Here is a 12,927-nt window from a genome sequence, read left to right as displayed (position 1 = left end):
ACCGGTCGCCCGGCCGCGGCGCGTCCGTCTCCAAGCGGCCTGCCGGCGTACGTCGTCAGTCGAACATGAGCGGCAGCTTGGCCGCGGTTTCCTCGTCGGCCGGGGTGTAGGTCGACATGGTGATCTCGGACCGGCGGCCGTAGTAGAGGTAGGTGAAGTTGAACTGCAGCAGCCCGACGTCCGGGTGCAGGTACCGCTTGGTGCGGATCGGCTCCGAGTTGACGTCGTGGTGCGGCCACAGCTCGGCGAACAGCGGCGACTCCGCCTTGAGGCGCTTGACCAGCTGCTTCCACGCCGGCTCGGCGACGTGATCGGCCATCGCCGCGCGGAAGGACGCGATGACCCGCGGGATGTTCGTCTCCCAGTCGAGCATCCGCTTGCGCCACTCGGGGTTGAGCAGGCACTGGACCAGGGTGTTCCGGTCCTCGAACGGGATCGCGCCGACGTCGCCCATCAGCCAGGTGTAGCCGCGGTTGTAGCCGAGCAGGTCGCAGCGGGCGTTGCGGATGGCGACCGGGTACGGCTCCAGCTTCTTCAGCATGAGCTCCATCGCCGGCGTGATGACCTGGCAGTCCTTCTCGCGTTCCGGCTCGGGCGCGCCGGCCAGGCGGAAGAGGTGGACGTGCTCGTGCGGGTCGAGCCGCAGGGTGCGGGCGATGGCCTGCAGCACCTGCTCGGACGCGTTGATGTCGCGGCCCTGCTCGAGCCAGGTGTACCAGGTGACCCCGACCCCGGCGAGCTGCGCGACCTCTTCGCGGCGCAGCCCCGGCGTCCGGCGGCGGCCGGCGATCGGCAGGCCGACCTGCTCGGGCGTGATCCGCTCGCGACGGCTGCGCAGGAACCTGGCCAGCTCCTGGCGGCGCAGGTCGGATTCGACAGCGGTGGTCATGGTGCCAGGATGGCACGCTTCGGAAACTGGTACCAGGTAGTGATCGGTACCCGGATAAACAACAACTGGTACCAGGTTCGAAGCGGGTCGATCGTAGTACTCATGACCACGACCTCTCTTGCGCCGAGCACCACCGGCGCCCAAGTCCGGCCGGGACTGACCCCCGCCGGCCTGGTCACGGTGCTGCTGGGGGCGGCACTGCCGATCATCGACTTCTTCATCGTCAACGTCGCACTCCCGACGATCGACGCCGATCTCCACGCGTCGACCGCCACCCTGGAACTGGTGGTGGCGGCGTACGGCATCGCGTACGCGGTCCTGCTGGTGGTCGGCGGCCGCCTCGGCGACTCGTTCGGCAGGCGGCGGCTGTTCTTCGCGGGCCTCTGGCTGTTCACGCTGACGTCCCTGGCCTGCGGAATCGCCCCGACGGCCGGCACGCTGGTGGTGGCCCGCGCCGCGCAGGGGGCGGCGTCGGCCCTGCTGCTGCCGCAGGTGCTGTCGATCATCCAGGCGACGACGTCGGGCGAAAAGCGGTCCCGCGCGCTGGGCCTGTTCGGCGCGACGGGCGGCATTTCGACGGTGGTCGGCCAGCTGCTCGGCGGCGGCCTGGTGGCGGCGGACCTGTGGGGCACGAGCTGGCGGCCGATCTTCCTGGTGAACGTCCCGATCGGCCTGGTGGTGCTGGTCATGGCCCGCCGCCTGCCGGAGAGCCGCGCGCACAACCCCCTGGGCGTCGACCGCCTGGGTACTGCTCTGCTGGCGGTGACGCTGCTGTCGTTGCTGGTCCCGCTGATGGAGGGCCGGGCGCTGGGCTGGCCGCTGTGGACGATTGCCTTGCTGATCGTGTCCCCGTTTGCCGCGGCCGCCTTCGTGCACGTCGAACGCCGGTTGGAGCGGCAGGGCGGAACGCCGTTGCTGCCGCCGTCGGTGATGCGGCTGCCGAGCGTGCGGCGCGGGCTGCTGGTGGGCGTCCCGTTCTTCGCGGCGTTCGGGTCGTTCATGTTCGTGTTCGCGATGACGCTGCAGGAGGGGCTGCACTTCGGCCCGCTGGGCGCGGGCGGCGCGCTGACGCCGCTGGCGGTCGCGTACTTCACGGTGTCGATGCTGAGCAGCCGGCTGGTGGCGCGCTACGGCCAGAAGGTCGTCCCGGTGGGTGGCGCGATCACGGCGGTCGGGATGGTGGCACTGCTGTGCACGACGCTGTCGACGTGGCCGCACGTGACGATCCTCGACCTGGCGCCGTCGATGGTGGCGATCGGCGTGGGGAACGCGCTGGCGATGACGACGTTGTTCCGGATCGTGCTGTCCCACGTGCCGACGGACCTGGCCGGGGTCGGGTCGGGGGTGATGACGACGAACCAGCAGACGTCGCTGGCGCTGGGCGTGGCGACTCTGGGGAGTTTGTACGCGGCGTTGTCGGGTTCGGTGGGGAGCCGGGAGGCGTTCGCGCTGGTGATCGGCGCGGTGGCGGTGCTGGCGGCGATCGTCGCGATCACCGGACGGCGGTTGCCGGACCCGCGAGTGTAGAAATCCCGGATTCACCCGTCGGAAAAGCCGGGCTCCGGACGACTATGAGGGTGTGACGGAACCTCGGGTACGACCGGACCCGGCCTTCGCGCTGCTCGGGCTGTACGAGACGGCCCTGCCGGAGGTCTACGGGTACCTGCTGTCCCGGTGCGGTGACCGCACGCTCGCCGAGGAGCTGACGTCCGAGACGTTCCTCGGGGCGGTTGCCGCCTGTCGCAAGGAGTACGCACCTCCAGTGAGCACCGGGTGGCTGATCGGCGTCGCCCGGCACAAGCTCGCCGACCACTGGCGGCGCAAAGAGCGTGAGGAACGCGGCCTGCGGCTCGTGCACGACAGCGAGCCGGACGTCGAGGACCCGTGGGACGAGCAGCTCGACGCCCTGCGGGCGAGACAGGTGCTCGAATCGCTCGGGCCGCACCACCGGGCGGCGCTGACCCTGCGGTACGTCGACGGTCTCGGCGTTCCCGAGGTCGCCGGCCACCTGGGGCGCAGCGTGCACGCCACGGAGGCGTTGCTCGTCCGGGCCCGCGCCGCGTTCCGGCGCGCTTACGAGGAGAAGGAGGGTCGCGATGCCTGAGCCTTTCGACGCGCTTCGCCGTCCCTCCGAGCGGGTCGCCCCCGACCCGGACTTCGCCGCCGAACTGCGCGACGACCTGCGTCGCCTGATCTTGAACGGAGCCGATATGACGACCACCTCCGAGGCGCCGGTCGCCGCCTCATTGCGTTCGCTGACGCCCTACCTCGCGGTTTCCGACGCCCGCGCGGCCCTCGACTTCTACGTCGAGGTGTTCGGCGCGGTCCGCCGCGGCGACCCGATCCTGATGGACGACGGCCGCGTCGGCCACGCCGAGCTGGCCATCGGCGACGCGGTGCTGATGCTCGCGGAGGAGTACCCCGAGATCGGGCACGTGGCCCCGCGCGAAGGCGGCGCGTCGGTGCGGGTGGAGGTCCCGGACGTGGACGTGTCGGTGGCCCGCGCGCTGGAGCTGGGGGCGACGCTGATCCGCGCAGTGAGCGACTCGCCGTACGGCCGCGGGGGCTCGTTCCGCGACCCGTTCGGCCAGCGCTGGCTGGTCTCGCAGGCAGCTTCCCCGGCGGCGGGCCCCCGCCCGGCCCGCCACGGCGAGGCGATGTACTTCACGTTCCAGGTCCCGGAAGCTTCGCCGGCAAAGGCTTTCTACGGCGCGGTCCTGGGCTGGCAGTTCACGCCGGGCTCGACGGCGGACTCGTGGGGGTTCTCGGGACCGGGACTCGAAGGCGGGCTGTGGGCCGGGGACCGGCAGGTGGGCTGGAAGCTGATGTACGCGGTCGACGATCTGGAGTCGGCGTTGGGGCGCGTGCGGGAACAGGGCGGTCAGGCGGGGGAAGTCGAGAACCACCCGTACGGGAACACCGCCGACTGCACCGACAACCAGGGCATCGAGTTCTGGCTGTGGGAGAAGCCCGCGAAGTGAGGAATCCCATCCGCCGGGCCGTGCGTTCGGGCGCACACTCGAAGCATGGCCGGGCAATGGGTGCCGCGTGACCAGGACGAGCTGACCGCCGGGTGGCGGTTGTGGCTGGAGCTCGGGTCTTCCGTGTGGCCCCGGCCGGACTGGGACGGCACGCCGGACGAAGCCGTGCGCGGGCTCCGCGACCTGGTGCTGGCGTGCGATGAAATCGCTTCCGCGGCCCCGGCCACCGAAGTGGCCGCGCTCGTGCGGTCGATGCACCTCGCCGCGAGCTGGGTCTGCGAACTGTGGTCCGGCGACACCACACCGCTCGACGACGAGCGGATGGCGTTGCTGCACGGCGATCTCGCCGGCTTCGCCGACCACGCCACCGGGGTGCGAACGCTCCTCGCCGAGGGCGGCGGCTGGGCTTCGCTGCCGCTCTGACGCCGCAAGGGTCGTGAGTGAGAAACCGGGTTAGAACACTGTTTCTCACTCACGACCGCCTACCTGCCCGCCGCGTAGCCCTGCATGCCTCGGGCGTTGGCTGCCGCTCGGAGCAGGCCGTTCGAGCGGGAAACCGCCGAGAGGCGGCCGAGGGCCCATTCGCCGGCGTCGATCACCGCGTGGCCGCGGTTGCGGAGGGCGTCCAAAGTGGACGCTCCCAGCCGCGACTCCACCACCAGCTCGCGCGGGTTCCACGAACGCGGATAGAACGAGCTCGGGAACGCCGTCGTGTGCCAGGCCGGGCTGTCGATCGACTCCTGGAGGTTCAGGCCGCCGTACACGTGGGCCAGCCAGAAGCACAGCTGCCACTGGTCCTGCTGGTCGCCGCCCGGGGTGCCGAACGCCAGCGTCGGGACGCCGTCGCGCAGGGCCAGCGAGGGGGACAGGGTGATCCGCGGGCGTTTGCGCGGGGCCAGGGAATTCGGCAGGCCCTGCTCGAGCCAGAACATCTGGCCGCGGGAATCCAGGCAGAAGCCCAGCGACGGGATCGTGGGGCTCGACTGCAGCCAGCCACCCGACGGCGTCAGGGACACCAGGTTGCCCGCCGCGTCGACGACGTCCAGGTGCACCGTGTCGCCGCGGGTCTGGCCCTGCGGGCCGACCGTCGGCTCGCCTGTCGCGCCGCCTTGGACTTCCATCCCCTGCAGGGAGTCCAGAATCGCCGGGAGCCGGGCCGGGCCGCGGGCGTCGCCCGGGCGGAGCTCGGCCGAAGCTGACTCACCGATCAGCGCGCGGCGGGCGTCGGTGTACGACGGCGAAAGCAGCACGTCCAGGGGTACGTCGGTGTCGCCGTACCAGGCCTCGCGGTCCGCGAACGCGAGCTTCGCCGCTTCGGTCGCCAAGTGCACCGTGCGCTCCGACGGGACGCCGTCCACATAGGACAGCTCGTCGCGGAAGCCGTGCAGCAGGAGCGCTTGCTGCAGCAGCGCCGGTCCCTGGGTCCAGCCGCCCATCTTCACCAGGCGCCAGTCGCCGACGTCCACGAACGCCGGGTCCTCGTACGTCGCCGACCACGACGCCAGGTCTTCGCCGGTCAGCAGGCCCGCGTGGTCGCGGCCGGAGTCGTCACGGAACGCAGTACGGCTGAACGACTCGATCTCTTCCGCGACGAAACCCTGTGACCAGGCACGACGTCCCGCGTCGAGCTGCGCCTCCCGGCCCGGGACGGACTCCGCCTCCCGCAGCAGACGCTCCCACGTGTCGGCCAGCGCCGGGTTCCGGTGCAGGCCGGACGCGGGCTTGCCGTCCGGCATCCAGAGCGCCGCCGAGGTCGGCCAGTGCTCGGTGAACAAGCGGGACACCGCGCTGATCGTGTCGCCGACCCGCGACACCAGCGGGACGCCGTTGCGCGCGTAGCCGATCGCGTACGACAGCACCTCGCGAAGGGACTTCGTGCCGTAGTCGCGGAGCAGCAGGAGCCAGGCGTCCCAGGCGCCCGGGACGGTCGCCGGGAGCAGGCCGCTGCCGGGGATCAGGTCCAGGCCCAGTGAGGCGAAATGGGCGGCGGTGGCCCCCGCGGGCGACGGGCCTTGGCCGGCCAGCGCCCGCGGGGTCGGGTCGTCCGCCGTCACGAAGAGGCCGGGTACCTGGCCGGCCGGGCCGCACAGGTGCGGCTCGGCGACCTGCAGGACGAAGCCGGCCGCGACCGCCGCGTCGAACGCGTTGCCGCCGTCTTCCAGCACCGCCATGCCGGTGGCCGAAGCCAGCCAGTGCGTGGATGCCACCATCCCGAAGGTGCCGGTCAGCTCCGGCCTCGTCGTGAACATACCCCGATAGTACGCAACGCTAACGAATTACCAAGCCGCCGGACGACGCCGATCCGGCTCGTACGGCTGCGTGATGATTTCCATCCCGTTGCCGCCGGGATCGAGGAAATAGACGCCACGGCCGCCGTGGTTGTGGTTGATTTCGCCGACCTGCTTCATCTGCGGATCGGCGAAAAAGGTCACGCCCGATTCGACCAGCCGCGCGAAGACGGCGTCGAAGTCGTCTTCCGGGACCAGGAAGCAGTAGTGCTGCAGGCGGAGGTCCGCTTCGGGGACGCTCGCGAAGTCCAGCCGGACGCCGTTGCGCGTCTCGACCGGGATGAACGGACCCCACTCTTCACCGACCTCGAGGCCGAGCAGGGTCGCCAGGAATTCGGCGGATTCCCGGTTGTTCCGGGACGGAATGATCAGATGGTTGAGTTCGACGGATGCGGATACTGGCACGATTCCGCATCGTAGCCAGCGCTACCCGGTCAGGACACCTTGATTTTCGCCGCCGCCCGCGGCCGTCCGACGCCCTGCCAGGACAGCCCGGCGTCCACGATCACCCGCGGGTCGAGCAGGTTGCGCGTGTCGACGACGTCGATGCCGTCCATCAGCTCGGCCATCGCGGACCAGTCGAGGTGCTTGAACTCGGCCCACTCGGTCAGCACGACGACGACGTCCGCGTCCTTGGCGACCTGGTAGGCGTCGTCGACGACGGTCATCCCGGCGATCTCGCCGTCGACGGCCGGGTCGTAGGCGGTCAGCTCCGCACCCAGGGCACCCAGCACCGAGGACACGGCGAGCGCGGGCGAGTCGCGCAGGTCGTTCGTGCCGGCCTTGAACGCCAGGCCGAGCACGCCGATCCGGGCGCCGGCCAGGGTTCCGCCGACCGCGCCGGCGATCTTCGCGACGATCCGGTCGCGCTGGGCGATGTTCTCGTCGATGGCCGCGGTCAGCATGGTGAAGTCGTAGTTCACCGACTCGGCCACCTTGACCAGCGCGCTGGTGTCCTTCGGCAGGCAGGAGCCGCCCCAGCCGGGGCCGGGCTTGAGGAACGTCCGCCCGATGCGCCGGTCGTAGCCCATGCCCTCGGTGACGAGGTCGATGTCCGCACCGAGCCGTTCGCACAGCTCGGCGATCGAGTTGACGTAGGACAGCTTCAGCGCGAGGTAACAGTTCGCGGCGTACTTGACCAGTTCGGCGCTGGCGGCGTCGGCGACGACGACCGGCGCGTCGAGCTCGGCGTACAGCTCGCCGACCCAGCGCGCGGCGGCGAGGTCGTCCGAGCCGACGACGATCCGGTCCGGGCCCAGGAAGTCCGCGACCGCGGTGCCTTCGCGGAGGAACTCGGGGTTCGACACCACCGGCACGTCGGTCCGGCCGACCATCTCCCGGATCCGCTTCGACGTGCCGACCGGCACGGTCGACTTGGTGACCAGCGCGCAGCCGGCGGGCAGGACGTCGCCGATCTCGGCCGTCACCGCCTCGACCGCCCGCAGGTCCGCGGAGCCGCCGGCCCCCATCGGCGTCGGCACGCAGAGGAACACCGCCTGCGCGTCGCGGACCGCGTCCCGCGCGCCGACGACGAACCGGAGGCGGCCGGCCGCGAGCCCGCGGTTGACCAGGTCGCCGAGCCCGGGTTCGAGGATGTCGACGCGGCCCGCGGCCAGCCGCGAGACCTTCGCGCGGTCGACGTCCACGCAGGTGACGAAATGCCCGAGACCGGCCAGGCAGGCCCCCGTGGTCAAGCCGACGTATCCGGTTCCTACCACCACGATGCGAGCTGGCGTCATGGTGCTGAAGGTGACAGCCGGACGTGACCACCGCGCTAACGGAAACAGTCGGGCCCGAAAGCGGTGAGCGAAGACACGAACCGCGCCGATGCGAACGAGCGTTAACCTGTCTCCGCGAACGTGAAGACGAAGGGAACCGCAACGATGCAGATCACCGACACCGCGGCGCTCGTCACCGGGGGCGCGTCCGGCCTCGGCGGCGCGACGGCGAAGGCCCTCGCGGCCAAGGGCGCGCGCGTGTTCGCGCTGGACCTGGCCTCGTCCATCGAGAAGGCCGAGCAGGTCGACGGGATCACCTACGTCGAGGCCGACGTCACCGACGTCGAGCAGGTCGAGGCGGCCGTCGCGACCGCGGCCGGCTCCGGCGTGCCGCTGCGGACCGTGGTGAACTGCGCCGGCATCGGGCCGTCCGCGCGGATCCTGTCCAAGAAGGGCCGCCACGACCTCGCGCTGTACGCGAAGGTCATCCAGATCAACCTCGTCGGCACGTTCAACGTGCTGACCATCGCCGCCGAGGCGATCGCGAAGACCGAGCCCCTCGAAGACGACGCTCGCGGCGTCATCATCAACACCGCCTCGATCGCCGCGTTCGACGGCCAGATCGGGCAGGTCGCCTACTCGTCGTCCAAGGGCGGCGTCGTCGGCATGACGCTGCCCGCGGCCCGCGACCTGGCCTCGCACGGCATCCGCGTGCTGACCATCGCGCCGGGCATCGTCGACACGCCGATGCTCGCCACGGTCAGCGACGAGTTCCGCGCGTCGCTCGCGGCCGGCGTCCCGTTCCCGAAGCGGCTCGCGCGGCCGGACGAGTACGCGCAGCTCGCGCTGTCGCTCATCGACCACGACTACCTGAACGGCGAGGTCGTCCGGATGGACGGCTCGCTCCGGATGGCCCCGCGCTGACCCCGGAGGGCGGCACTTTCCCGGGAAAGTGCCGCCCTCGCCGCTCAGCGGGTGAGGCGGACTTCCAGGCCGACGCCGTCGGTGGTGACCGAGCAGCCGCCGAACGCGCTCTCCGCGGCCAGCGTCTCGAACTGCTCACGTGTGAACGCGCGGCGCCTCAGCCAGCCCAGCGTCTGCCGGACGGTGAACCCGGCGACCACGCCGACGTGCATGCCGGCCACCTCGCGGTCGATGTCCGCGCCGGTGGCCTCGTGGTTCAGGTCGTGGATCACCGCGTACCCGCCCGGGCGCAGCACGCGGTGCATCTCGTTCAGCGCCGTCACCGGCTGCCGGAAGTTCTTGAACGCGGCCTGGCAGACCAGGAAGTCGAACGACTCGTCCGCGAACGGCGCGTGCGTGATGTCGCCCTGGCGGAAGTCGATGTCCGGGCCGTTTTCCCGGGCGATCTCGACCATGGTGTGGCTGATGTCGAGCCCGGTGACGCGGAAGCCGCGCTTCGCCAGCTCGACGGCGAAGAAGCCGGGCCCGGGCGCCACCTCCAGGACTTCGGCGCCTTCGGGCCAGCCCGCCGTGACTTCGGCCGCCTGCCGCCGGTACTGCGCGAGCTGGGCCTCGGTGCCGCGGTTCTTGGCGTACCAGCGGGCCTGGAAACCTTCCATTTCGGGCACTTTGTGCTTGCGGGTCGTCTCCATGGATCTCTCCTCTTCGGGTGAACCGAACCGGAGAGCCACCCGGTTATCCTTGCGGTGCCACCTCGTGGCCGGGCGTGCTCGGTTCGGGGTCGAGGACCCCGGGCGGTGTGCCAGCACCTCCCGGGGTCCGTGCTATTTCTCCACGAACTCCCCGAAGTCGTCGGGGAGCTCGCCGGTCTCGTACCAGCGCCGCCAGGCCGTCATGCCCGGCATGGCACCGCTGGTCAGTTCGTCGAGGAAGCCACGCACCCAGCGCGCCTCCGCCTCCGTCATCGCGATGTCGTACTCGACCTCGATCAGGAACATCCGCGGCATCAGCGGCCGCAGCTGGTCCAGGGCGGCCCGCTGCTTCCCGGCCCGCTCGTCGAGCTGCTCCAGCCGCTCCCGCAGCCGGCTGATCGCCTGGTCCGGCCCCAGGACGCCGATCATCGACAGCCCGGACCGGAACCGCGGCGGCTCCGGGTCGACCGTGCCGACGAGCTCGCGGACCCAGTCCTCGAACTCCACGCGGCCGGCCGGGGTGATCCGGTAGACGGTCCGCTCGGGCCGCCCGCCGTCCTTGACGCTCTCGACGGCCTCGACGAAGCCGTGTTTCTCCAGGTTGGCGACGACGGTGTAGAGCGAACCCCACTTGATCGGCAGGTCCGCGTCCTTGCCGCGTTCCTTGAGCACGGCCGCCATTTCGTACGGGTGCATGGGGCGTTCCACCACGACGGACAGCACGGCCAGGCCGAGCAGGTTGCCGACCTTCCGCCGCTTCATCTCGACTCCTCGTCTACGAGTACTCGCAGACGAGTATTACGCAGAACGCATCGCTGGGCAAGTGTCTTAGTCGACAAAGCAACTCAGAGATCGAACATGTACGGCACTTCGGCCTGCGCCCGGGCGTCGATCCACTCGCGCAGCGCCCGCGTCGCGAGGACGTCGTCCTCGTTGTAGCGCAGGAGCCGCTCGCGCTGGTCGTCGTCCGGCTTCTCGCCGTCCATGCCCACGGCGTCGCGGTACCAGCGCATCGACGCCTCGCCACCGGCCTCCGGGTCGCGCCAGGAGAACCCCGCCACCGGCGCGATCACCTTCAGGCCCTTGCCGTGGGAGCACAGGAACTGGTCGGTGACGCTGCGGAAGAGGTCCACCCACTGCTCGGAGTCCACAAAGGACTGGATGTCCCGCTTGGCGGGCACGCCGGGGTGGTCGCCGAAGCGCTCGACCGAGCCGAAGAGCCAGCGGTTCTCGGCGAGCGCGTTGTAGCAGTAGGCGCGGAAGGTGAGACCGGCCGCTTCGGTGCGGTCGCGGACGTCGGTGAGCCAGGCCCAGAACTCGGCAAAGGAGCGGGCCTCGTCATCGGTGGGCAGCGGGTCCCACGTCGCGAAGGCGCGGTAGCCCTGCGGGACGCCGATGTCAGCGCCGCTGAGCAGGCAGCCCCAGAGGTACGCGCCGGCGTCGCCGAAGCTCTCCATGTCGACGTCGACCTCGACGTCGGCGCGCGGCACCTCGACCCGGTCGACGCGGCGCACCAGCGTCAGGTCGGCCAGCCAGGCGCGGGCGAGCACGACGGCGTCCGGGAAGGTGACGCCGGTCCAGTTCACCGCCGGCGGTTCGCCCGCCGGGTCGAGCGCGGCCAGCTTGTCCACAGTGGACACACCGGCGCGGCGCAGCTCGACGGCGTCCTCGCCGCGGACGACGAGGCTGACGTCCCGGGTTTCGGTGAGCACGACCTCGCACGTCGGCCACCACGGGCAGCGGCGGCACTCCAGCACGCGCGACGGCTCGGCGAGGGGCTCCTCGCCGTTGGCGGCCGCGGTGGCGATGGCCAGCCGGTCGGCGAAGCGGGCCTGGTACTCGGTGAGCGCGTTGCGGCCGCCGGGCCAGGTGGCGGCGGTGAGGTCGTGCCAGACGACGACGTCCGCGTCGAGGCCGATCACACCGCCGAGGGCGTGGCTTTCGTCGGCCTGCCCGAGCGTCTGCAGCATGCGGCGGATGTGCACGAGCCGGAGCTGGTCCCGCGGCTGCGACCGGACCTTGCGGCCCTCGTCGGCTTTCCGGTGTCCCGGATCGAGGTCGGTCATTTCGGTGACGATGGCGCCGGCACCGCGGTCGGTGATGCGGTGCCGCACGACGAGCACCGGAACGTACCCGCGGCCGCTGCGGACGAGCAGATCGATCCCGCCCCGCCGGTGCCCGGCCGCGTCGACCGGCAGCAGCGCACCCCAGATGTAGCGGGCTCCGGCGGCGAAGGCCTCCAGCGTCTGTTCGACGCGCTCGGCGGCCGGCAGGTCGCGGCCGATCTTCACCCAGTGGTCGTCGTTGGCGGCCATCAGCCGGGCCACGATGTCCTCGCGGTGGGCGGTGGCGTCGGCGATCCGCTGCTGCGCGGTCGGGTCGGGCGGGGAAAGCGGTACCTCGCGCATGGCGGGGTCGTGTTCGAGGTGCACGCGACGACGGCAGCGGCTGACCGCGCCCGCGTCGAGTACCACCTCGGTGTTCATGGAGATCACTCTAGATTCCCACCGCCGAGCCGACATGCCCGCCACCCAGGCGACCAGTAAGTTCGACCTCGACACGTCGCAGGAGGTGCCATGGCGCGCAAGGCCAAGGTCGAGGGTGAAGCCAGGTTCACCCCTAAGAGGGCGAAGAACGCGGTCGCGGTGGCGAAGGTGCTCGGCCCGGCGGTGATCCCGGTGGTGGCGCCACTGGCGGTACGCGCGGCGGGCGCAGCGCGCGAGGCGTACGACCGCTACCAGGCCCGCAAGCTGGGGGTCTCGGTCGACAAGCTGGGCTTGTACACCGGCCGGGGCGCGGCGCTGCACGCCCGGATCGCGGGGGTGGCCGAAGGCTGCCAGGACCTGCAGAAGTCGGAGAAGGCTTCGGACGCGGACCGGGAGTTCGCGAAGGGCGCGCTGGGGACGCTGGAGCAGCTGTCGGCTTCGGTGCGCGCGGCGGAGCGGATGCCGGCGGCGCGGCGGAAGTCGGTGCACCGGGCGGTGGCCGGGGAGCTGGAACGGCTGGAGGGCCAGCTGCTGCACCGGCTGGGGATCTGACGCCCCCGGCCCCGTGCTTTTGCGGCGGGGCCGCTCCGGTAGACGAGGCAAAACTGTCGGTGCCAGCCGGTAGAGTCGAGAACGGGGGGGCGCCCCGGCGGGCTACTGCATCGCCGCGCATGCCGATCAGGGTGACCGGCACCTCAAAGCACGGCCTCGCCACGCGTGCCTGACCAGCGCGACCGGTACCCCGAAGCACGACATCGCCCGCGCGTGCCTGGCCAGAACGACCGCCGCGACCGGCGGCCTGAAGCGCAACCGGCACCCCACCCAGACCTCCCCGCCCACCCCGATACGAAGCCGAAAACGCGGACGGTGGTGTCGTGTCAAGGCACGCTTTCCCGCCTTGACACGACACCACCGTCCGTCGTCACAATCGGGCTTCGGGGTGGGAGGG

13 protein-coding genes are annotated in these 12,927 nt (G+C 71.2%); 6 read left to right on the top strand and 7 right to left on the bottom strand.

All coding sequences use genetic code 11. The features are described 5' to 3' along the window. Positions 1 to 55: 55 nt before the first annotated feature. Positions 56 to 889, bottom strand: coding sequence for a helix-turn-helix transcriptional regulator (locus AB0J55_RS08765; protein WP_364244802.1), 834 nt, complete (start codon positions 887 to 889; stop codon positions 56 to 58). A gap of 102 nt (positions 890 to 991) precedes the next feature. Here AB0J55_RS08765 and AB0J55_RS08760 point away from each other — a divergent pair, with 102 nt between their 5' ends. The 4 genes from AB0J55_RS08760 to AB0J55_RS08745 are packed head-to-tail and all read left to right on the top strand — an operon-like array spanning position 992 to position 4,293. Then, a complete protein-coding gene (locus tag AB0J55_RS08760; protein WP_364244799.1) occupies positions 992 to 2,416 on the top strand; it encodes an MFS transporter in 1,425 nt (474 codons plus the stop codon). Positions 2,417 to 2,468: 52 nt separating this feature from the next. After that, on the top strand, positions 2,469 to 2,993 hold the full coding sequence (locus AB0J55_RS08755) for a sigma-70 family RNA polymerase sigma factor (RefSeq protein WP_072475243.1): 525 nt from the start codon (positions 2,469 to 2,471) through the stop codon (positions 2,991 to 2,993). Further along, the gene (locus tag AB0J55_RS08750) at positions 2,986 to 3,870 is read left to right on the top strand and encodes a VOC family protein (RefSeq protein WP_364244796.1); all 885 of its coding nucleotides are present in this window, start codon (positions 2,986 to 2,988) and stop codon (positions 3,868 to 3,870) included. Before AB0J55_RS08755 ends, AB0J55_RS08750 begins: the two co-directional genes overlap by 8 nt. Before the next feature lie 45 nt (positions 3,871 to 3,915). Then, the gene (locus tag AB0J55_RS08745) at positions 3,916 to 4,293 is read left to right on the top strand and encodes a hypothetical protein (protein ID WP_364244793.1); all 378 of its coding nucleotides are present in this window, start codon (positions 3,916 to 3,918) and stop codon (positions 4,291 to 4,293) included. Between the two features lie 59 nt (positions 4,294 to 4,352). Here AB0J55_RS08745 and AB0J55_RS08740 read toward each other — a convergent pair whose 3' ends face one another. The 3 genes from AB0J55_RS08740 to AB0J55_RS08730 are packed head-to-tail and all read right to left on the bottom strand — an operon-like array spanning position 4,353 to position 7,897. Further along, a complete protein-coding gene (locus AB0J55_RS08740; RefSeq protein ID WP_364244790.1) occupies positions 4,353 to 6,119 on the bottom strand; it encodes a gamma-glutamyltransferase in 1,767 nt (588 codons plus the stop codon). 27 nt (positions 6,120 to 6,146) lie between these two features. Beyond that, a complete protein-coding gene (locus tag AB0J55_RS08735; protein WP_364244788.1) occupies positions 6,147 to 6,563 on the bottom strand; it encodes a VOC family protein in 417 nt (138 codons plus the stop codon). A gap of 29 nt (positions 6,564 to 6,592) precedes the next feature. Next, positions 6,593 to 7,897 carry a UDP-glucose/GDP-mannose dehydrogenase family protein gene (locus tag AB0J55_RS08730; protein WP_364244786.1) on the bottom strand — a complete coding sequence of 435 codons (1,305 nt, stop codon included), beginning with the start codon at positions 7,895 to 7,897 and terminating at the stop codon, positions 6,593 to 6,595. A gap of 144 nt (positions 7,898 to 8,041) precedes the next feature. Here AB0J55_RS08730 and AB0J55_RS08725 point away from each other — a divergent pair, with 144 nt between their 5' ends. Next, positions 8,042 to 8,800, top strand: coding sequence for an SDR family NAD(P)-dependent oxidoreductase (locus tag AB0J55_RS08725; RefSeq protein ID WP_364244783.1), 759 nt, complete (start codon positions 8,042 to 8,044; stop codon positions 8,798 to 8,800). 44 nt (positions 8,801 to 8,844) lie between these two features. Here AB0J55_RS08725 and AB0J55_RS08720 read toward each other — a convergent pair whose 3' ends face one another. The 3 genes from AB0J55_RS08720 to AB0J55_RS08710 form a co-directional block, all read right to left on the bottom strand. Continuing rightward, complete coding sequence (locus AB0J55_RS08720) at positions 8,845 to 9,492, bottom strand: class I SAM-dependent methyltransferase (RefSeq protein ID WP_364244780.1); 648 nt, start codon at positions 9,490 to 9,492, stop codon at positions 8,845 to 8,847. A gap of 132 nt (positions 9,493 to 9,624) precedes the next feature. After that, a complete protein-coding gene (locus AB0J55_RS08715; RefSeq protein ID WP_364244777.1) occupies positions 9,625 to 10,254 on the bottom strand; it encodes a PadR family transcriptional regulator in 630 nt (209 codons plus the stop codon). Positions 10,255 to 10,337: 83 nt separating this feature from the next. Beyond that, positions 10,338 to 11,978 (bottom strand): TM0106 family RecB-like putative nuclease, encoded by a 1,641-nt coding sequence (locus tag AB0J55_RS08710; RefSeq protein ID WP_364244774.1) that lies wholly within the window; start codon positions 11,976 to 11,978, stop codon positions 10,338 to 10,340. 90 nt (positions 11,979 to 12,068) lie between these two features. On the opposite strand from AB0J55_RS08710, the gene AB0J55_RS08705 reads away from it, so the two are divergent. Further along, positions 12,069 to 12,530: a DUF6474 family protein gene (locus AB0J55_RS08705; RefSeq protein ID WP_364244771.1), complete on the top strand. Its 462-nt coding sequence runs from the start codon at positions 12,069 to 12,071 to the stop codon at positions 12,528 to 12,530. Positions 12,531 to 12,927: the final 397 nt, after the last annotated feature.

Source organism: Amycolatopsis sp. NPDC049688, assembly GCF_040674975.1.
Taxonomy (GTDB): domain Bacteria; phylum Actinomycetota; class Actinomycetes; order Mycobacteriales; family Pseudonocardiaceae; genus Amycolatopsis.
Note: the sequence above shows the minus strand (reverse complement) of the source record. Positions and strands in the feature narration are given on the sequence as shown.

Bases quoted from the DNA above. Each gene is read 5' to 3' on its own strand.
- AB0J55_RS08765 (WP_364244802.1), bottom strand. From the start codon at position 889: ATGACCACCGCTGTCGAATCCGACCTGCGCCGCCAGGAGCTGGCCAGG.
- AB0J55_RS08760 (WP_364244799.1), top strand. From the start codon at position 992: ATGACCACGACCTCTCTTGCGCCGAGCACCACCGGCGCCCAAGTCCGG.
- AB0J55_RS08750 (WP_364244796.1), top strand. From the start codon at position 2,986: ATGCCTGAGCCTTTCGACGCGCTTCGCCGTCCCTCCGAGCGGGTCGCC.
- AB0J55_RS08745 (WP_364244793.1), top strand. From the start codon at position 3,916: ATGGCCGGGCAATGGGTGCCGCGTGACCAGGACGAGCTGACCGCCGGG.
- AB0J55_RS08740 (WP_364244790.1), bottom strand. From the start codon at position 6,119: ATGTTCACGACGAGGCCGGAGCTGACCGGCACCTTCGGGATGGTGGCA.
- AB0J55_RS08730 (WP_364244786.1), bottom strand. From the start codon at position 7,897: ATGACGCCAGCTCGCATCGTGGTGGTAGGAACCGGATACGTCGGCTTG.
- AB0J55_RS08725 (WP_364244783.1), top strand. From the start codon at position 8,042: ATGCAGATCACCGACACCGCGGCGCTCGTCACCGGGGGCGCGTCCGGC.
- AB0J55_RS08720 (WP_364244780.1), bottom strand. From the start codon at position 9,492: ATGGAGACGACCCGCAAGCACAAAGTGCCCGAAATGGAAGGTTTCCAG.
- AB0J55_RS08715 (WP_364244777.1), bottom strand. From the start codon at position 10,254: ATGAAGCGGCGGAAGGTCGGCAACCTGCTCGGCCTGGCCGTGCTGTCC.
- AB0J55_RS08710 (WP_364244774.1), bottom strand. From the start codon at position 11,978: ATGAACACCGAGGTGGTACTCGACGCGGGCGCGGTCAGCCGCTGCCGT.
- AB0J55_RS08705 (WP_364244771.1), top strand. From the start codon at position 12,069: ATGGCGCGCAAGGCCAAGGTCGAGGGTGAAGCCAGGTTCACCCCTAAG.